The sequence below is a fragment of the Cronobacter sp. JZ38 genome, assembly GCF_008932145.1.
Taxonomy (GTDB): domain Bacteria; phylum Pseudomonadota; class Gammaproteobacteria; order Enterobacterales; family Enterobacteriaceae; genus Cronobacter; species Cronobacter muytjensii.
In genome coordinates this window covers 3,112,712-3,131,467 of the sequence record NZ_CP017662.1, presented here as the reverse complement: position 1 = coordinate 3,131,467, position 18,756 = coordinate 3,112,712, and the positions used below count along the sequence as shown (strand labels likewise).

At 57.5% G+C, this 18,756-nt stretch carries 16 protein-coding genes; 7 read left to right on the top strand and 9 right to left on the bottom strand.

Features of this window, described 5'->3' with window-relative positions:
* Positions 1-112: 112 nt before the first annotated feature.
* From glnQ to rhtA, 5 genes are all read right to left on the bottom strand, one after another.
* Positions 113-835, bottom strand: a complete 723-nt coding sequence (gene glnQ, locus BJP61_RS14865; RefSeq protein WP_038863958.1) for a glutamine ABC transporter ATP-binding protein GlnQ — start codon at positions 833-835, stop codon at positions 113-115.
* Positions 832-1,491 (bottom strand): glutamine ABC transporter permease GlnP, encoded by a 660-nt coding sequence (glnP, locus tag BJP61_RS14860; protein ID WP_038863956.1) that lies wholly within the window; start codon positions 1,489-1,491, stop codon positions 832-834. Before glnP ends, glnQ begins: the two co-directional genes overlap by 4 nt.
* A gap of 83 nt (positions 1,492-1,574) precedes the next feature.
* Complete coding sequence (gene glnH / locus BJP61_RS14855; protein WP_007711680.1) at positions 1,575-2,318, bottom strand: glutamine ABC transporter substrate-binding protein GlnH; 744 nt, start codon at positions 2,316-2,318, stop codon at positions 1,575-1,577.
* Between the two features lie 374 nt (positions 2,319-2,692).
* Positions 2,693-3,196, bottom strand: a complete 504-nt coding sequence (gene dps, locus BJP61_RS14850; protein WP_038863954.1) for a DNA starvation/stationary phase protection protein Dps — start codon at positions 3,194-3,196, stop codon at positions 2,693-2,695.
* 315 nt (positions 3,197-3,511) lie between these two features.
* On the bottom strand, positions 3,512-4,399 hold the full coding sequence (gene rhtA, locus BJP61_RS14845; RefSeq protein ID WP_038863953.1) for a threonine/homoserine exporter RhtA: 888 nt from the start codon (positions 4,397-4,399) through the stop codon (positions 3,512-3,514).
* Between the two features lie 351 nt (positions 4,400-4,750).
* Here rhtA and ompX point away from each other — a divergent pair, with 351 nt between their 5' ends.
* Positions 4,751-5,266: an outer membrane protein OmpX gene (ompX, locus tag BJP61_RS14840; RefSeq protein ID WP_171998617.1), complete on the top strand. Its 516-nt coding sequence runs from the start codon at positions 4,751-4,753 to the stop codon at positions 5,264-5,266.
* A gap of 57 nt (positions 5,267-5,323) precedes the next feature.
* Here ompX and BJP61_RS14835 read toward each other — a convergent pair whose 3' ends face one another.
* Entirely contained in the window at positions 5,324-6,907 is a 1,584-nt protein-coding gene (locus tag BJP61_RS14835; protein WP_038863950.1) for a phosphoethanolamine transferase, read from the bottom strand.
* 290 nt (positions 6,908-7,197) lie between these two features.
* Positions 7,198-7,332, bottom strand: a complete 135-nt coding sequence (gene mntS / locus BJP61_RS14830; protein ID WP_144420903.1) for a manganase accumulation protein MntS — start codon at positions 7,330-7,332, stop codon at positions 7,198-7,200.
* Positions 7,333-7,514: 182 nt separating this feature from the next.
* Here mntS and mntR point away from each other — a divergent pair, with 182 nt between their 5' ends.
* The 5 genes from mntR (at position 7,515) to BJP61_RS14805 (ending at position 13,460) form a co-directional block, all read left to right on the top strand.
* On the top strand, positions 7,515-7,982 hold the full coding sequence (gene mntR / locus BJP61_RS14825; RefSeq protein WP_038863949.1) for a manganese-binding transcriptional regulator MntR: 468 nt from the start codon (positions 7,515-7,517) through the stop codon (positions 7,980-7,982).
* A 2-nt stretch (positions 7,983-7,984) separates the two neighbouring features.
* Positions 7,985-9,103: an anion transporter gene (locus BJP61_RS14820; RefSeq protein WP_038863948.1), complete on the top strand. Its 1,119-nt coding sequence runs from the start codon at positions 7,985-7,987 to the stop codon at positions 9,101-9,103.
* Between the two features lie 100 nt (positions 9,104-9,203).
* Positions 9,204-10,349, top strand: a complete 1,146-nt coding sequence (locus tag BJP61_RS14815) for an HlyD family secretion protein (protein WP_038863946.1) — start codon at positions 9,204-9,206, stop codon at positions 10,347-10,349.
* Positions 10,346-11,917, top strand: a complete 1,572-nt coding sequence (locus BJP61_RS14810; protein WP_038863944.1) for a DHA2 family efflux MFS transporter permease subunit — start codon at positions 10,346-10,348, stop codon at positions 11,915-11,917. Before BJP61_RS14815 ends, BJP61_RS14810 begins: the two co-directional genes overlap by 4 nt.
* 1 nt (position 11,918) lies before the next feature.
* Positions 11,919-13,460: an efflux transporter outer membrane subunit gene (locus tag BJP61_RS14805; protein WP_171998616.1), complete on the top strand. Its 1,542-nt coding sequence runs from the start codon at positions 11,919-11,921 to the stop codon at positions 13,458-13,460.
* Positions 13,461-13,526: 66 nt separating this feature from the next.
* On the opposite strand, the gene ldtB is transcribed toward BJP61_RS14805, so the two are convergent.
* Positions 13,527-14,447, bottom strand: coding sequence for a L,D-transpeptidase (gene ldtB / locus BJP61_RS14800; RefSeq protein WP_161581820.1), 921 nt, complete (start codon positions 14,445-14,447; stop codon positions 13,527-13,529).
* A 220-nt stretch (positions 14,448-14,667) separates the two neighbouring features.
* Between ldtB and BJP61_RS14795 the strand changes: the two genes are divergently transcribed.
* A complete protein-coding gene (locus tag BJP61_RS14795) occupies positions 14,668-16,260 on the top strand; it encodes an ABC-F family ATPase (protein ID WP_007707121.1) in 1,593 nt (530 codons plus the stop codon).
* A gap of 126 nt (positions 16,261-16,386) precedes the next feature.
* Here BJP61_RS14795 and BJP61_RS14790 read toward each other — a convergent pair whose 3' ends face one another.
* Positions 16,387-18,750, bottom strand: coding sequence for a glycoside hydrolase family 31 protein (locus BJP61_RS14790; protein ID WP_171998615.1), 2,364 nt, complete (start codon positions 18,748-18,750; stop codon positions 16,387-16,389).
* Positions 18,751-18,756: the final 6 nt, after the last annotated feature.

Sequence of the window (18,756 nt, the reverse complement as noted above, 5' to 3'; positions counted from 1 at the left end):
GGGGGCGGGCGCGTCGCTTACCCACGCTGGGCAATCACCCGCAGGCCGCCCTACCCACGGCGACGCTAAAAAAAACCCTCTCCGGGGAGAGGGTTTGCACAGGGCGAAAACCTTAAGAGACGTGCTGCAAAAACTCCTGCAGACGCGGGCTTGGCGGGTTCTCGATGAGCGCCTGCGGATTGCCGTCTTCGGCGATGCGGCCTTTGTCGATAAAGATCAGACGAGACGCCACTTTTTCGGCGAAGCCGATTTCGTGGGTCACGATAACCATCGTCATGCCTTCTTCGGCCAGATCCTGCATCACTTTTAACACTTCGTGGCGCAGCTCCGGGTCAAGCGCGGAGGTCGGCTCATCAAACAGCATCATCTTCGGTTTCACCGCCAGCGCGCGGGCAATCGCCACACGCTGCTGCTGGCCGCCGGAAAGTTCAGACGGATAGTGATGCCCGCGCTCGGCAAGCCCCACTTTCGCCAGCAGCGCTTTCGCCAGCTTCTCAGCCTCGGCTTTGCTGGCGCCGCGCACGCGAATCGGCCCGAACATGACATTTTCCAGCGCCGTCAGGTGCGGGAAGAGATAGAACTGCTGGAACACCATGCCAGCTTCCTGACGGATCAGGCGCTCGTCCACTTTCGGGTCGTTCACCTTAAGCCCATCGACAATCAGATCGCCGCTGGTGATTTCTTCCAGTTTGTTGATGCAGCGCAGCAGCGTCGATTTCCCGGAGCCGGACGGCCCGATGATGACGACGACTTCGCCCTGGTTAATCTTTAAATCGATATTATGCAGCACCTGGGTTTGACCAAAATGCTTGGAGACGTTTTTAAATTCAATCACAGGATTTTCATCCTTTTTTCCAGACGACGCAGAACAAAGCTCAGAACGAGGGTAATGACCAGATAAATCACCGCAACGGCGCTCCAGATCTCAAGCGCGCGGAAGTTGCCCGCGATGATCTCCTGGCCCTGACGGGTCAGTTCGGCGACGCCGATAACGATAAACAGCGAGGTGTCTTTAATGCTGATGATCCACTGGTTGCCGAGCGGCGGCAGCATACGACGTAGCGCCAGCGGCAGGATCACGTGGCGGATGGTTTCACGCTTCGACAGCCCCAGCGCCAGGCCCGCTTCACGAAAGCCTTTATGGATGGAGAGCACCGCGCCGCGGGTGATTTCCGCGATATACGCGCCGGAGTTGATCATGATGGTGACCACCGCCGCGGTGAACGGGTCGATGCGTAAATCGTTAAATGCCATCGGCAGGGCAAAATAGATAAACATCACCTGCACCACAATCGGGGTGCCGCGAATGATTTCAATAAAAACCAGCGCGATGTGATTCGCAATCCAGCCGCCAAACGAACGGGCGAAACCGGCCACCAGACCGATTATCAGACCGCCGACCAGACCGAGGACCGAAATCCACAAGGTCATTTTGGCGCCTTCAAGCAAGAGGGGAATGGCAGGCCAGATGGCGCTCCAGTCAAACTGCATGATGATTTCCTGTGTTACCGTGGTTCAAAAATAGCAGGGGCGAAGGCCGCCCCTGACAGATATTAACTGCTTAATAAGAATTATTATTTTGGCTCAGTGCCGAACCATTTTTTGTAGATTTCGTTATAGGTGCCGTTCTCTTTCAGGGTCTTCAGCGCGCCGTTGACTTTGGTGCGAAGATCGTCGCTGCCTTTCGGGAACGCGATGCCATACTGCTGGCCCGCCAGAGAGTCGCCAACGGCTTTGAACTGACCATTACCTGCGGTTTTGATGAAGTACAGGATGTTAGGCGTATCGTGCAGAACAGCGTCAGCACGGTTGGTGCCAAGCTCCATGTACGCGTTGTCGATGTTCGGGAACTGGCGCAGATCTTTGGTTTTGATGTTCGCTTTCGCGTAATCGACTGAACCGGTGCCGCTCTTCACGGCGACAACTTTACCGTCGAGATCCTTCACGCTTTTCACGTCGTTGTTGTTCGCTTTCACCATCACCAGCAGGCCGCTGTTGTAGTAGCCGTCGGAGAAGTCGATCGCTTTTTTACGTTCGTCAGTGATGGTGATACCGGCCAGCGCCAGGTCAACGTTTTTGGTTTGCAGCGCCGGAATAATGCCGCTGAAATCCATTGGTTTTAAGGTGTAGTCGAGCTTCAGCTCTTTAGCGATAGCGGCCCACAGGTCGACGTCGAAGCCGACATACTTATCGCCTTGTTTAAATTCGAAGGGAACAAACGCGGTGTCGGTTGCTACAACCAGCTTATCCGCCGCCTGAGAAGAGACCGCAAAGGCCAGAGTCAGGGCTGCCAGGGAAACTTTAAAAACAGACTTCATAGCATTTCCTTTATTTATCCGCGGGGCGATCCCCGATAAGAACGTAGCGCTGCATGAAAAAATCATGCCAGTTTTACAACCCGCTGTTTTGAAAGGCAAGATAAAAGTCCTTCTGCACAATCAATGCGCTTATTACCGTTATTTGCACCAATATGGTGCACCAAAATAGTGCGCAGCGGCAGTCAGCCGGGTGAAGGGTCTTTTTAGCCTGAAAACCGGTGATAAAACAATCTTTCATTAACGATTGTGTGAGGGGATTATTACAAAGAGATAACGTTTGCGGGGTAAATCGGGCGAGTGGTGCCCTCTTTTAGTGCAAAGCCCCCTCCGGGAGGAGAGGGCCTGATAAGTAAAGCGTCTGGTATAACCGGGAATTATTCGATATTCGACTCGATAAACCACAGGAATTTATCCAGATCGCGAGACGCTGCGGTAAAGATATCCGCCGTATCTTCGTCGCTGGCTTCGCTGATGGCCTTACGCACGTCGTTCGCGACAATCGCGTAGCGGTCCGCCAGCTCTTTCAGGTGCTCCTGAACGCTATGGATGTCAAGCGGATAGCTTTTCAGTGCGGTTTTGCTGTTAACCACCTGCGTGGTGCCCAGCGCAACGCCGCCCAGCTGTACGGCACGTTCAGCGATAGTATCGAGGTGCTCAGTCAGCGCGGTACGGAAGCCGTCCAGCATTTCATGAACGCCAATAAAGTTCGCGCCGCGCATGTTCCAGTGCGCCTGTTTAGTAATCAGCGACAAGTCAATGAAATTAACCACCTGGCGGTTCAGCAGCTCGATGGTGGCCTTTTTGTCGCTGTCTGCTACATCATTGCGGGTGTAGAGCAGGTCGGAAGCCTTTGTTTTAACCAGTTTAGCGGTACCCATAATTTCATATCCTCTTGATGATTGTGTCCCAGGAAATTACGGAATTAAGTATAGCACCGGGTCTGGAGTTTGCTGGCGTGGCTGTGCCTATCAGATAAATAGAAAAGGGGTGGTTGCCTGTAAAATTTCTTTATGAACAGGGTGTTGGATAATTTTGTAAGTATTTTTATAACGTTTAAATTAACGCTGAATTAAAGCGAACCGCGCATGTGGTTATTTTAATAGCGAATCAATCGCAACGCAGAAATATCTGAAACTGGCGAGAGGGAAATAGGCTGGCACGGCATAAACCGTGCCAGGAAATATAAATTCTGCTTAATCAATATCGAGGCTTTTTATCTGCGTTTCACGCCGCAGCGTCAGCGTCGAACCGATGGAAGCGATAATTATCGACAGCAAGGCCAGCCACTGCACCAGCGTCAGCGTTTCGCCGAGGAACAGCATGCCGGAAAAGGCCGCCAGTGCCGGCTCCATACTCATTAGCGTGCCGAATGTTCGCGTGGGCAGGCGCGTGAGCGCGGTCATCTCCAGCGAATAGGGCAGAGCAGTGGAGAGCACGGCGATGCCAAGGCCGAGCGGCAGCACCGACCAGTGCCAGAGCGCGTCGCCCGCGGCAATCGCGCCGATGGGCACAAAAACTATCGCGGCAATGAACGAGCCGAGCGCGACGGTCGCCGGGCCATGTTCCGCGCCCGCTTTTTGCCCGGCGATAATGTAGACCGCCCAGCAGGCACCCGCGCCTAACGCGCAGGCGGCACCGAGCGGATCGACATGCGTGACATCCTGGCCGAGCGGCAGCAGAAACCACAAACCCAGTACCGCCAGAATGACCCAGAGGAAATCCACCGGGCGGCGAGAGCCGAACAGCGCTACCGCCAGCGGGCCGGTAAACTCCAGCGCGACGGCGATGCCGAGCGGCACGGTACGAATCGATAAATAAAAGAGGTAGTTCATCGCGCCGAGCGCCAGCCCGTAAATCAGCAGCGGCATTCGCTGACTGCGGGTAAAGCGCAATCGCCAGGGTTTAAACACCACGGCCAGGATAAGCGTGCCGAGCGCGAGGCGCAGCGCGGTCACGCCGGGCGCGCCCACCAGCGGAAACAGTGATTTAGCGAGCGACGCGCCGCTTTGAATAGACGCCATGGCAATAATAAGCACCACGACGGGCAACCAGAGGGGAGTTTTACGGGACAACGTTGGCATCCTGCGCACCTGTAAACGTTAAAGATAAGTAAACGCGATAGCTTACTGTATTTAAATAACGGGTGGTTTAGCAAACATTGAAAAACGCGGCGGCAATAGCGGTTATCATACCCGGGTTAGCGCAAAATTTGTTCAGTCGCGTTTAGGAATAATCCGGATGCAGGCGCACTCTGACAGAGGCCATAATCGTTGCCGCCGGTTAAAATGCAGTGTTTTTAGCAAGATAGACGCGGGCGGAAACGTTCTGTTACAGGAAAGACCGGGTTAGACAACGTGAACAACAAAGAGTTTCCTGCTGGGTTTTGATATATTTAAATCTTAGGACTTACTTGAAGCACATTTGAGGTGGTTATGAAAAAAATTGCATGTCTTTCAGCACTGGCTTGTGTTCTGGCCGTTTCCACAGGTTCTGCTGTTGCTGGCACCGCTACCGTTTCCGGTGGCTACGCTCAGAGCGACGCGCAGGGCGTGATGAACAAAATGAACGGTTTCAACCTGAAATACCGCTATGAGTTCGACGACACCAACCCGCTGGGCGTGATCAGTTCCTTCACCTACACCGAAAAAGATCGCTCTGAAAACGGTGAATACAACAAAGGCCAGTACTACGGCATCACTGCAGGTCCGGCTTACCGTATCAATGACTGGGCAAGCATCTACGGCGTAGTGGGTGTTGGCTACGGTAAATTCCAGAGCACCGACTATCCGACCAAAACCAGCGACACCAGCGACTACGGTTTCTCTTACGGTGCTGGTCTGCAGTTCAACCCGGTTCAGGACGTTGCCCTGGACTTCTCCTACGAGCAGAGCCGCATCCGCAACACCGACGTTGGCACCTGGATCGCAGGCGTGGGTTACCGCTTCTAATCACTCCGGTGATAAAAAATCCGCCCTCGGGCGGATTTTTTTTATCTGCGCGTCGCCTCAGTGCGTACGTGCGTCAAACAGATCGCAGCCCAGGTGATCATAGCTCACCTTATTGAGTTTAAAGTTGGTCACATAGACCGGCCCCGCTTTTTGCCCCGAAATAAATTTATATTTCGGCGCGATCTCTTTCACTTTAATCCCCGTCCACTGCGCAAAAAAGCTCAGGAAATCATTGGCGGAGCGGCGCGCTTTGATAATGCGGTGCGCTTTATCGTCGCTGGAAAGCACCATAAACGGCACCTGAAAATTTTGCTGAAATTTATCGTCATGCGCCAGGTACTGCACCGCTTTGCCGCGCTCTTTAAAGGCGAGACCGTGATCGGAGAAGTAGACCAGGGAGAAACTCTGCCCGCTGTTTTGCAGTTGCTGATAGAGCTGACGTAACAAATCATCAGTCTGGCGAATGCTGTAAAGGTAGCAGGATGTCTCTTTCGACTGCACGAATACATCATACTTACCCTGCGTGCGATCGCACGCCTGCGGATGCGAGCCCATCAGATGCAGCACAATAAGCTGCGGCTGCGGGCGCTGCGTCGCCAGCACCTGCGCGGTCATTTTCAGCAGCGCCTCGTCGCGGGTGTTTTTATCCGCTTCGAAATCGCCGCTTTTTAAGAAATGCACTTCGTCGGCGCGCCGGGCGATGCTCGCAATGGCCGTGTCATATTCGCCAATCTGCCCCTGGTTTGAAAACCACCAGGTCTGGAAACCGGCGCGGTTGGCGAGCGTGACGACGTTATCCTGATATTGCGGCTTATTATCCACGACCCGGTTAAGCGTCAGTCCGAGCGATTTCTGTGTCGAGCCGCTGGCGGCGATATAATCTGTGAACAGATAGCCATTCACGCGGCTCGCGAACGGGCTGTTATCCCACTGGCCGCCAAACGCGCCGACCGCGTCACGCCGAACGCTTTCGCCAATCACCACCACATAGGTGTGATATTTCGGCGCGACCGCGAGGACGTTCCAGGAGTCCTTGATTTTCGACAGCGCCTCCATGCGTTGCTGTTCGTCCAGCACCTCGTAATTATTCACCACCACGTCTTTAACGAAGCGAAACACCGGGTAGCCGCTGTCTTTTAGCGCAAACACGCCGCCGTAAAGCTGGTTTTGTACCGGCGTCACGAAAAAACTCACCACGCTCACCGCAAGGCAGAGGCTGTCGAACGGCCGCCAGCGACGGCGGGCTGCAGGCGTGCGGCGCAGCGCAATAATGCCCAGCGTGAAAATAAACAGCGATACCAGATAGCTGTACCACGGGAAAATGGTCAGCAGCTCCGTCGACTCTTCCATATTGGTGGCATGCAGCGCCAGCAGCGTGTTGAAATTCGGCGCGCCGTAAGTCTGCCCGAACGGAAAATAGAGCCCGGCCACCAGCGAGCAGACGGCCAGCAGCCCTTTCTGTACGCGCGGCGCGCTTCTCCACAACAGCAACAGCACGCAGCAAAACGCGACGGCGTAGAGCAGGCTGAATTCATAACCCAGAGCGACATTAATTAATAACGATTGCAGAAAATAGAAGCCAATCCACGGATCGAGGGCGATGCCGCGCGCAGCAAGAGTATTTTTTAGCGTTAGATTCATAGTACGGGTTCAACGAAACGCCATGCGTAAACCCTGGCGTCAAGGGTATTCGCCCGCCAGAGTGCAGGACCAGAAGGGAGGGAGATCCGCATTCGGTAACATCGTGAGGGCAGGGCTGCAAGAAGATAGAGCCGCGCGGCAAGAATAGCAACGGGGGGAAACCAACTAGTTTGCGAGAAAGGCTGCAAAACTCGCCAAAAGAGAGAAGAAAACCAACGTGAGGTGCGCAGGGCGCAGTGTAACGCAGAATAATGAAGAAAAAATGACAACAGGGCGGGGCGGCAGGCTGCTTACTTCTGCCCGTGATCGTCCTGCTCCGGCTGGGGTTTCGGGTTAAACATCTCGCACAACATATTCAGCAGCCGCAGCCGCACCTGAAAGGGGGAGTGAGTAAACACGCGCATACACCTCATTACTTCGTTCATACCAGGCCTCCGCGTCTGACAGCCCGAAACCTCCGGGCTGTTCGCATTACATACAGATATAGCACAGGCTATGTTGTATAGCTATGGCTAACACGTTAATTTTTTGTGCTCGCGGTGCGGTGGTTTACAATGGCCCGCAAAACAGCGTTAACCGTATCGCGCCACTGTAATGAGGAAGCATAATGAGCCGTCGGGCAGGTAAGCAGAGCAGCATGAAAGTGACGCAACTGGTGAACGTCGAGGAGCATGTCGAAGGTTTTCGCCAGGTGCGTGAAGCCCACCGGCGCGAGCTTATCGACGATTACGTCGAACTGATTTCCGATCTTATCCGCGAGGTCGGCGAAGCGCGTCAGGTGGATATGGCCGCGCGTCTTGGCGTGTCGCAGCCTACCGTCGCCAAAATGCTCAAACGTCTCGCCACCGTTGGCCTGATTGAGCAGATCCCCTGGCGCGGCGTGTTTCTGACGCCGGAAGGTGAAAAGCTGGCGCAGCAGAGCCGCGAGCGTCACCAGATTGTCGAGAACTTCCTGCTCGCGCTTGGCGTGAAACCGGATACCGCGCGGCGCGACGCCGAAGGGATGGAGCATCATGTCAGCGAAGAGACGCTTGAGGTCTTTCGCCGTTTCAGCCAGCAGAACGGATTTGAATAATCATGTTACGTCGCCTTGCGCGTCCTTTTCTTCACGACAGGTTTTTCCAGCTTTTATTGATAACCGGCATTCTGCTGAGCTTTTTTGTGCCTTTCGCACCGCGCGAATGGCCGCAGGCCGTGGACTGGCGCACCATCATTACGCTCGCCGGGCTGATGATGCTTACCAAAGGCGTTGAGCTGAGTGGTTATTTCGACGTGTTGGGCCGCCGCCTGGTGCGCCGCTTCACGACGGAACGCAGCCTGGCGCTGTTTCTGGTCTGCGCCGCCGCGCTGCTCTCCACTTTTTTAACCAACGACGTGGCGCTATTTATCGTGGTGCCGTTGACGCTGACGCTTAAAAAACTGTGCGCCATTCCGGTGAACCGCCTCATTATCTTTGAAGCGCTGGCGGTGAACGCCGGTTCGCTGCTCACGCCCATCGGTAATCCGCAAAATATCCTGTTGTGGGGGCGCTCCGGTCTCGCGTTTGGCGAGTTTATTTTGCACATGGCGCCGCTGGCGTTAGCGCTGATGGCGAGCCTGCTGGTGCTCTGCCGGGTGTGCTTCCCGGCGAAGGCGCTGCATTATCAGTCGCACGATAAAGCGCATGACTGGCAGCCGCGTCTGGTCTGGTGCTGTCTCGCGCTTTATGTGGTGTTCTTAACCGCGCTGGAGCTGGAGCTGGCGCTATGGGGGCTGGCGCTGGTTGCGGCCGGATTTTTACTGGCGGCGCGCCGGGTGCTGATTAGCATCGACTGGAGCCTTTTACTGGTGTTCGTGGCGATGTTTATCGACGTGCATCTGCTGACGCAACTGCCCGCGCTCACGTCCAGCCTGCATCACGTCACGCAACTGCCCCCCGTCGGGCTTTACGCGCTCGGCATCGGGCTTTCGCAGTTTATCAGCAACGTGCCGGCGACTATTCTGCTGCTCAATTACGTGCCGCCGACGACGCTGCTCGCCTGGGCGGTGAATATCGGCGGTTTCGGGCTGCTGCCCGGCTCGCTCGCCAACCTGATAGCCCTGCGTATGGCCGCCGATCGCCGCATCTGGTGGCGCTTTCATCTCTACTCCCTGCCGCTGCTTATCTGGTCGGCGCTGGTGGGTTATCTGCTGTTGTGGGGGCTTTTTCTCAGATAATGCTAATTTGTCAGTTTTTCCTGGCAAATGTATAGACTGGTCCTAAGTTTAGTAAACGGTAATTTGTGATGTTTTTAACTTACAGGACTGTTGCTGAACTATGGCGGAAAATCACAATAACAACGCTGACGAAGAGAAACGTCAGGAGCAGAGCGACGATACCAGCAAAAACAAGGATAACGGCAAGGCGGAGGGCGAAACGCGCAAGCGCCCTGGCAAAAAGCCGCTGATTATCCTTGGTATCGTGGTCATTATTATGGTGGTGGGAGCCCTTATCTGGTGGCTGATGACCCGCAACCTCGAAACCACAGACGATGCTTTTATTGAAGGTGATGCCGTCACCGTCGCGCCGAAAGTCGCGGGCTACGTCACTGAACTGCGCGTTAAAGATAACCAGCGGGTAAAAAAAGGCGATCTGCTGGTGGTGATTGACCCGCGCGACGCCACCGCACAGCGCGATCAGGCACGCGCGCAGTTGTCGCTTGCTGAGTCGCAGTTGCATCAGGCGCAGGCGCAGCTGGCGCTCGCCAAAGTGCAGTACCCGGCCCAGCGGGATCAGGCCAAAGCGCAGGTGCTGCGCGCCGAGGCGGAGCTTGCTAACGCGCGCGCCGAATATCAGCGCCAGCGCGGCGTCGATCCTCGCGCCACCTCCCGGCAAAACATTGATGCCGCCAGCGCCCAGCTGCGCAGCGCCGAGGCGGGGCTTGCTAACGCGAAGGCCCAGCTGGAAGTCGCGGAACAGGTGCAACTGCAAATTCGTCAGCAGGAAACCAACGTCGAAGCCCGTGAAAGTCAGGTCGCCCAGGCGCGCGCGCAGCTACAGACGGCCGAACTGAATCTTTCTTATACCGAAGTCCGCGCGCCGTTCGACGGCTTCGTCACTAAGCGCAACGTCCAGAACGGCACGCTGGTGCAGGCGGGCAGCGCGCTCTTCTCGCTGGTATCGCCCGAGATCTGGGTGGTGGCGAACTTCAAAGAGTCGCAGCTGGAGCGGATGCGCCCTGGCAATAAAGTCGCTATCTCCGTAGACGCCTTCCCGGATCTTGAGCTCGAAGGCCATGTTGAGAGCATTCAGCAGGGTAGCGGCTCACGTTTCTCGGCATTTCCGGCGGAAAACGCCACCGGCAACTTTGTGAAAATCGTCCAGCGCGTGCCGGTGAAAATCGTTATCGACAAAGGGCTTGAGAACTGGGATCAGCCGCTGCCGCTGGGGCTGTCCGTTGAACCTGAGGTGACGGTGGAATGAGCGAGCAGGCCCACAGCGGCTGGCGCCCGGCCAGCAACCCCTGGTCCGTCGCGATAGTGGTCACTATCGCGGTGTTTATGGAAATTCTCGACACCACGATTGTCAACGTGGCGCTGCCGCACATCGCCGGTTCGCTGTCGTCGAGTTACTCCGAATCGACGTGGGTCCTGACGTCTTATCTGGTGGCGAACGGCATCGTGCTGCCGCTGTCGGCGTTCTTCAGCCGCCTGTTTGGCCGCAAGCAGTTTTTCCTGATTTGCATCGTGATGTTTACGGTCTGCTCGTTCCTCTGCGGTATCGCCACAGAGCTTTGGCAAATCATCCTGTTTCGTATCCTGCAGGGCTTTTTCGGCGGCGGCCTGCAACCGACGCAGCAGTCGGTGCTGCTGGATTACTTCAAGCCGGAAGATCGCGGCAAGGCGTTCGGGCTCTCCTCAATTGCCATCATCGTCGCCCCGGTGCTCGGCCCGACGCTCGGCGGCTGGATAACCGATAACTACTCCTGGCGCTGGGTCTTTTTTATTAATATCCCGGTCGGGATTGTCTGCGTCCTGGCGGTCTATCAGCTGCTGGAAGATCCGCCGTGGGAGAAAAAATCGGAAGAAAAAATCCCGGTGGACTGGACCGGCATCGGGCTTATCGCGCTCGGGCTTGGCTGTTTGCAGGTGATGCTTGATCGCGGCGAAGATGAAGACTGGTTTGCCTCTGATTTCATCCGCACCTTCGCGGTGCTGACATTTATCGGGATCATCGGCGCGATTTACTGGCTTATCTACACTCGCCGTCCGGTGGTGGATCTGCATTGCGTGCGCGATAAAAACTTCGCCGTCTCCAGCGTGCTGATGGCGGGCATGGCGCTTATTCTCTACGGCAGCTCGGTGGTTATCCCGCAGCTTGCGCAGCAGGATCTCGGCTATACCGCCACCTGGTCGGGGCTTATCCTCTCGCCCGGCGCGGTGCTTATTGTCTTTACCATCCCGATTGTGCTGAAGCTGATGCCGCTGGTGCAGACCCGCTGGATCATCGCGTTCGGATTCCTGTGCCTCGGCGTGTCGTTCTTCTGGTCGCGCAATCTGGTGCCGAACGTCGATTTTGAAACGCTGATGCTGATGCGCAGCGCGCAGTCGATAGGGCTCGGCTTTTTGTTTGTGCCGCTTACCACCATTGCGTTTATCACCATTCCCCAGCGGCTGAACGCCGACGCGGCGGCGCTCTTTACCATGTTCCGCAACGTGGCCGGGTCGATAGGCATTTCGCTCTCCACCGCGGCCATTACCGAGCGCGCGCAGGTGCAGAGCGCCCATCTGAGTACGCACATGTCGCCGTTCGATGAACAGTTCCAGCAGGCGATACGCAGCGGCGCCGAGGCGGTGCGCAATTTCACGGCGCAGCTTGGCGACCCGACCGGCATAGCCACCGGACAACTGTATAAAACGATGATTGCCCAGTCGCGCATCCTGGCCTACATCGACGTGTTCACGCTGCTGAGCGTGGTGGCGATTTTACTGATTCCGTTTTGTTTATTGCTTTCGCCGATTAAGAGCGAAGGCTCCGCAGGAGCACACTGATATGTACGGAAGAGTGACCTTCCCACTGAGTCTGATGGCGGTAGCGCTGCTGCTGGCTGGCTGCGCGGTCGGCCCTGATTACCGGGCGCCCGAACCGGTGACGCCGGGCGCGTTTGGCGAAACCGCGCGGCAGAACGCGCCGGATGTCGCCTCGAAGGCGCGCAGCACCGCGCCTGACCCGCGCTGGTGGCGCACGTTTAACTCGCCGCAGCTCGACAGCCTTATTGAGCGCGCTATCGCGGGCAATTTATCGCTTCAGCAAACCGTGCTGCGCATCGCAGGCGCCCGCGAGCAGATAAACCAGGCGGGCGGCGCGTTTTTCCCGGCGGTGAACGGCAACGTGCGCGCCACGCGCCAGCAGCTCGGGCTGGAAGGCGAACTGAAATCGCATGACGTTTACGGCCAGCTTGACGCGGTCGACCCGCAAATCAGCTCCGCGCTTGGCCCGCTGACGCAGCCGATTAACCTGTATCAGGGCAGCTTTGACGCGCAGTGGGAGATAGATCTCTGGGGCAAAGTGCGCCGTCAGGTTGAGGCGGCGGACGCGCAGCAGAAGGCGGCGATTGAGCAGCGCAACGACGCGCTGGTCTCGCTGGAAGCCGAAGTGGCGCGCGCCTGGCTACAACTGCGCGGCGCGCAGAGCATTCTCGCGACCATGAATGAGCAGATAGCCTCGGCGCAGCAGACGCTGGAGCTGACCGAAAGCCGCCAGCGCAGCGGGCTGTCGCCGCAGCTGGATGTGGAAAATGCCCGCGCCCAGCTCGGCACATTGCAGGCGCAACTGCCGCAGTATCAGGCGCAGGAGCGTCAGGCGATGAACGGGCTGGCGGTGCTGCTTGGCAAACCGCCCGGCGCGCTCGACGCCGAACTGCGGGCCGCGCAGCCGCTGCCGGCCTTGCCGGAAAACGTGCCGGTCGGCATTCCGTCGACGCTCGCGCGTCGACGTCCGGACGTGCGCGAAGCCGAAGCCAGACTGCATGCCGCGACCGCACAGATTGGCGTGTCGGTGGCGCAGCTCTTCCCGAGTCTGTCGCTTTCCGGCCAGTTCGGCATGCGCAACAGCGAAACCGACTACCTCACCGACTGGAGCAGTCACTTTTACAGCTTCGGCCCGCAGGTCTCCATTCCCATCTTCCAGGGCGGGCGGCTGGTCTCCAGCGTGAAGCTCGCGCGGGCGGAGCAGGGCGCGGCGGCGTTGCAGTATCGCCAGACCGTGCTGACGGCGTTAAGCGATGTAGAAAACGCGCTGGTGAGCTATCGCACCGACCAGCAACGCGAGGCGGGGCTGGAGAAGACGCTTGATGCGCTGCAAACCTCGTTTGATTTAGCGAGCGACAGCTACCGTAAAGGCATCGCCACGTTTATCGAGGTGCTTGACGCCCAACGTCAGCTCGCCCAGGCTGAGCAGCAACGCGCGCAGGCGCGGGTACAGAGCAGCCTTGACCTCGTCGCGCTTTACAAAGCGCTGGGCGGCGGCTGGGAGCCGTATCAGAACGTGCGGCTGCCGGATTACGACGTTTTCGGACCCGCGCCGCGCGGTTAAGCCAGTTTCGGCAATAAAAAACCCCGCGGGCAGCGATGCGCGCGGGGTTTTTCGTTTTCTGGACGATCAGTTCAGACGGACCGGCATACCGGAACGGTTCTGCACCGCCTGTTCAACGACGTTCTGATCGACATCGCTCTGGCTGGTCACGGTGGTGACCGCTTTGGTCAGCGTGATCGGCACGATTTCGTTGTTATTGATCTGATCTTCACTGGTCGAGAGCGGGTTATGCACCTCGATATAGCGGCTGCCATCCGGCTCGGTGGTCGCTTTCACCGGCTCGCTGATGAACTGGACGCGGGTGCCGACCGGCACGTTCTCGAACAGGAATTTAATGTCTTCGTTACGCAGACGCACGCAGCCGTGGCTCACGCGCAGGCCGATACCGAAGTTGGCGTTGGTGCCGTGGATAGCGTACAGACGGCCAATGTAGAGCGCATAAAGGCCCATCGGGTTATCGGGGCCTGCCGGTACGACCGCTGGCAGCGGCTCGCCCGCCGCTGCGTATTCCGCGTGCATCTTGGCGGTCGGCGTCCAGGTCGGGCCCGCTTTCTTGCGTTCCACTTTGGTCACCCAGTTGATCGGCGTGTCTTTACCGAGCTGGCCGATACCGATCGGCAGCACGATAACGGTATTGGTGCCTTTCGGGTAGTAGTAAAGACGCATTTCGGCGCTGTTGATCACAATGCCTTCATGCGGGGTATCCGGCAGGATCAACTGCTGAGGAATGTTCAGAATGGTGCCGCCTTTCGGCAGGTACGGGTCAACGCCCGGGTTGGCCTCCAGCATGTTGGAAAGCCCCATCTGATACTGCGCGGCGAAATCTTCCAGCGGCAGATTATTGCCTTCAGGGATCGTCACGACCTGGTTTTCACCCACCAGACGGCTACCGTCGGTCGGCAGAGGATAAGTCACAGCAGACGCGGTGTTACAAAACCCGACGACTGCGAAAGCTGCCACTAAAAGCGTGCGTAATTTCATCTTCATGTTATGCAAATATCGTTGCCGGACCGGCCGTTAGAGTGAAACGAAACAATACAGGGAGCGCATTATATGTGCATTCTCCACGGCAGGGAATTGAGATGTGTACTAATTCACATATTTTTCCCGTCTGGTAGTGAGTGTAGCCAGCCCATTGACGGGGGAAATAAATTCGGAGTTATGGCATAATGCGGTGTTTATCACACATCTTACCCAGGAATCACGCGTGTTAGTTACCAGCAACGTCACCATGCAGTTCGGCAGTAAGCCGCTGTTTGAAAACATTTCCGTCAAGTTTGGCGGCGGCAACCGTTACGGTCTGATTGGCGCCAACGGGAGCGGGAAATCCACTTTCATGAAGATCCTCGGCGGCGATTTACAGCCGAGCGCAGGCAACGTATCGCTCGATCCTAACGAGCGCATCGGCAAGCTGCGTCAGGATCAGTTCGCTTTCGAACAATACACCGTGCTGGATACCGTGATCATGGGGCACGGCGAGCTGTGGGAAGTGAAACAGGAGCGCGACCGCATTTATGCGCTGCCGGAAATGAGCGAAGAAGACGGCTATAAAGTGGCCGATCTTGAAGTGAAATATGGCGAAATGGACGGCTATAGTGCTGAATCCCGCGCAGGCGAACTGCTGCTGGGCGTCGGTATTCCGCTGGAGCAGCATTACGGCCCGATGAGCGAAGTCGCGCCAGGCTGGAAGCTGCGTGTTTTGCTGGCGCAGGCGCTGTTCTCCAACCCGGACATCCTGCTGCTCGATGAACCGACCAACAACCTGGACATCGACACCATCCGCTGGCTGGAGCAGACGCTAAACGATCGCGACAGCACCATGATTATTATTTCGCACGACCGTCACTTCCTGAATATGGTCTGCACCCATATGGCGGATCTGGATTACGGCGAGCTGCGTGTTTATCCGGGCAACTACGACGAATACATGACCGCCGCGACCCAGGCGCGCGAGCGTCTGCTGGCGGATAACGCCAAGAAAAAGGCCCAGATTGCCGACCTGCAATCCTTCGTCAGCCGCTTTAGCGCCAACGCCTCGAAATCTCGCCAGGCGACCTCCCGCGCCCGCCAGATTGACAAAATCAAGCTGGAAGAAGTAAAAGCCTCCAGCCGCCAGAACCCGTTTATCCGCTTCGAGCAGGATAAAAAGCTGTTCCGTAATGCGCTGGAAGTGGAAGCCATGACCAAAGGCTTCGACAACGGCCCGCTGTTTAAAAACGTCGGTCTGCTGCTGGAAGTGGGCGAGAAGCTCGCGATCCTCGGCGCCAACGGCGTGGGTAAATCCACCATGCTTAAAACGCTGGTGGGTGAACTCCAACCGGATAACGGCACCGTGAAATGGTCCGAAAACGCGCAGATCGGCTACTACGCGCAGGATCATGAATATGAGTTCGACAACGATCTGACCGTGTTCGAGTGGATGAGCCAGTGGAAACAAGAAGGCGACGACGAGCAAGCGGTGCGCAGCATCCTGGGCCGCCTGCTGTTCAGCCAGGACGACATCAAAAAGCCCGCCAAAGTGCTTTCCGGTGGTGAAAAGGGCCGTATGCTGTTTGGCAAACTGATGATGGAAAAACCGAACATTCTGGTGATGGATGAACCGACCAACCACCTGGATATGGAGTCGATCGAATCGCTTAACGCCGCGCTGGAGATGTACCAGGGTACATTAATTTTCGTCTCCCACGACCGTGAGTTCGTAAGCTCGCTGGCGACCCGCGTCATTGAAATCACCCCGGAACGCGTGGTGGATTTCTCTGGTGGGTACGAAGATTATCTGCGCAGCAAAGGCATCGAATAACGTTCCCGTCGTCTTTCGCGCCGCAGCGGTGTTGGCTGCGCCTGCGCACCTGCTATCCCAAAACAACACCGTCATCCCCGACAAAAAAGGCGAGCCTGCGGCTCGCCTTTTTCTTTTGCGCTCTCTTTACCGTACCCAGCGGTCAGTTTCTTCGCCGTTGATGACCAGACAGCGGGTTTCATTCGGCGGTAGCGACACCGTCATCGTCTTCCACGCCGGTTGATAATCGCCGGTAGTGGAGAAGGTCAGATGAATGGCGTCGGCGGTGCATCGCATCTGCCAGTTGACCCACAGCGCGTTACCCGCTTTGTAACCCCAGGATTCGCCGTCATCTTCAAACACCAGGCCTGCGGCCTCGCCGTTGCCCGGCACCGGGAACAGCTTCAGTTCGCGCTTGTCGTCCCGCAGCGCGTCCACATGCCGGATGCGCTCGCTAAGCGGCAGGCCCGCACCAGCGCGCACCAGCAGCGGCAGGCGCTCCAGCGGCGCGTCGAGCGTCACCCACTGGCCGCCTGCGTACCAGCCGCCCGTGTGGAAATCGTACCAGCCGTGGTCGTTTGCAGGCAGCCAGAGTGTGCGGGTGCGCGCGCCGGGCTCCACGACGCTTGCCACCAGCAGATCGCGGCCCAGCATAAACTCGTCGCACTCGCACAAGGTCTGCGCGTCGTGCTCGTGGTCGAGAAATGTCGGGCGTAGAATCGGCTCGTCATCGGCATGTGCCTGCCACAGCAGCGTGTAAAGGTAAGGCAGCAGGCGATAGCGCAGTTCAATCGCGCTGCGGATAGCGGGCGTCACCGCCGGGTACATCCACGGTTCGTTAACGGTGTGATCGTCATTCCACGAGTGAATGGTAAAGCGCGGATGCATCACGCCGTTCTGCACCCAGCGGACAAACAGCTCGGCATCCGGTTTGTCGCCTGAGAAGCCGCCAACGTCATGGCCCACGTTATACAGCCCGGAGAGGCTCATTCCGAGGCCCATGCGAATGTTGTAGCGCAGCGTCTGCCAGCTGGTGCGGTTATCGCCGCTCCAGGTCTGGACATAGCGCTGCATCCCGGCGCAGCCGGAGCGGGAGATCAGATAAGGGCGTTTGTCCGGCGCGAAGCGCTGCTGCGCTTCCATTGACGCGCGCATCATTAAGAGCGGCATTACCGGGCGGATATGTTTAATCGCCACCGGCTCGCCGAAACCGTGGCAGCGCGCTTCGCCGTCCCACACTTCATATTCGTTATTGTCATTCCAGGTGGAATCGATGCCCATCTCCAGTAGCTGCGTGGTGACGCCGTTCTGCCACCAGGCGACCGTCGCCGGGTTGGTGAAATCGAGATGCGAACCTTCGTCATCCCAGAAGCTGGAGCGCTCCGGCGCGTCCGTTTCCGAATCGCGGATAAAGAGCCCCTGCTGCGCCACCTCCTGATAGCGCGGATGATCCTGCAACAGGCAGGGCTTGATGTTCGCGGCAAGCTTCAGTCCGGCATCATGGAAGGCCGCGCTCATCGCTTTGGGCTGCGGCACTTTGTCGTAATTCCAGTTAAAGACGTAGCGCTTGTTGTTAATGGAGGTATAGCCCGACGACAGCTGGAAGGAGTCGCACGGGATCGCCTGCTCGTCGCACAAGCGGATAAAGTTCATCAGCTGATCCTGCGCGTCCGGCGCGTCAGTATAGTGCATAGTGGAGCCGCTGTAGCCGAGGCTCCATTTCGGGCCGAACAGCGTCTTGCCGGTCAGTCGCACAAAGGCTTTCGTGACATCCAGCACGCGCGGGCCGACGAACAGATAGTAATCAATATCGCCCGCGTCGGCCTGCCAGCGGCGGTAGGGCTGGTGATAGTTGTCGATCTCGTTGCCCAGATCCAGCCAGCAGCTGCTGAGGTTGTCGTAAAACAGCCCGAAGCTGACCTGCTCGCGGCGCGTAATCGTAAACGGAATATGCTTATACAGCGGATCGGTGCTGGCGGCGTTATAGCCCATCGCGTCCAGGTTGCGCATCTCGAAGCGGCGTCCGGTGCGTTCCAGCTCGCCCGCCTTTTCGCCAAGGCCGTAATAGCGGTCGTCTTTCTGGCGGCGTTGGTAGTGCGCCACGCCCTCGCCGTGCGCGTTAAGCAAATACGCGCTGGTGGGGCGGTCGCTTGTCAGAAACTGCCAGTCGCCGTCGTCGTCGCGGTAGTGCCACTCCAGCCACAGCGGCTGGTGCACCGTAACCCGCAGCCGTTCGCTGCTGAGCGTAAGGCGCTCCGGGGTTTCTTCAAGCGTAAAGCCCGGCAGGCTGAACCCCGCGAGGCTGTCGCGCGCGCGGCCCTCCCACGGCGTGTCACTGCCTGGTGCGATGCTCCAGGTGCGGTTGAGCGCATACGCCCCGCGGCGCTTCACCGCCACGCGGAACAGGCCCGGTTCCAGCACCCACACGCACAGCGTATGGGCGTCGTCCACCGTCAGTTCGACATGGTGGTCGTCAGAATGGGTGAATCTCCAGTGTTTGAGGGTTTTCATTCGTAT

Excerpts from the sequence above, each read along its gene's own strand:
- glnP (WP_038863956.1), bottom strand. The coding sequence starts at position 1,491 with ATGCAGTTTGACTGGAGCGCCATCTGGCCTGCCATTCCCCTCTTGCTT.
- glnH (WP_007711680.1), bottom strand. The coding sequence starts at position 2,318 with ATGAAGTCTGTTTTTAAAGTTTCCCTGGCAGCCCTGACTCTGGCCTTT.
- dps (WP_038863954.1), bottom strand. The coding sequence starts at position 3,196 with ATGGGTACCGCTAAACTGGTTAAAACAAAGGCTTCCGACCTGCTCTAC.
- rhtA (WP_038863953.1), bottom strand. The coding sequence starts at position 4,399 with ATGCCAACGTTGTCCCGTAAAACTCCCCTCTGGTTGCCCGTCGTGGTG.
- ompX (WP_171998617.1), top strand. The coding sequence starts at position 4,751 with ATGAAAAAAATTGCATGTCTTTCAGCACTGGCTTGTGTTCTGGCCGTT.
- BJP61_RS14835 (WP_038863950.1), bottom strand. The coding sequence starts at position 6,907 with ATGAATCTAACGCTAAAAAATACTCTTGCTGCGCGCGGCATCGCCCTC.
- mntS (WP_144420903.1), bottom strand. The coding sequence starts at position 7,332 with ATGAACGAAGTAATGAGGTGTATGCGCGTGTTTACTCACTCCCCCTTT.
- mntR (WP_038863949.1), top strand. The coding sequence starts at position 7,515 with ATGAGCCGTCGGGCAGGTAAGCAGAGCAGCATGAAAGTGACGCAACTG.
- BJP61_RS14820 (WP_038863948.1), top strand. The coding sequence starts at position 7,985 with ATGTTACGTCGCCTTGCGCGTCCTTTTCTTCACGACAGGTTTTTCCAG.
- BJP61_RS14815 (WP_038863946.1), top strand. The coding sequence starts at position 9,204 with ATGGCGGAAAATCACAATAACAACGCTGACGAAGAGAAACGTCAGGAG.
- BJP61_RS14810 (WP_038863944.1), top strand. The coding sequence starts at position 10,346 with ATGAGCGAGCAGGCCCACAGCGGCTGGCGCCCGGCCAGCAACCCCTGG.
- BJP61_RS14805 (WP_171998616.1), top strand. The coding sequence starts at position 11,919 with ATGTACGGAAGAGTGACCTTCCCACTGAGTCTGATGGCGGTAGCGCTG.
- ldtB (WP_161581820.1), bottom strand. The coding sequence starts at position 14,447 with ATGAAGATGAAATTACGCACGCTTTTAGTGGCAGCTTTCGCAGTCGTC.
- BJP61_RS14790 (WP_171998615.1), bottom strand. The coding sequence starts at position 18,750 with ATGAAAACCCTCAAACACTGGAGATTCACCCATTCTGACGACCACCAT.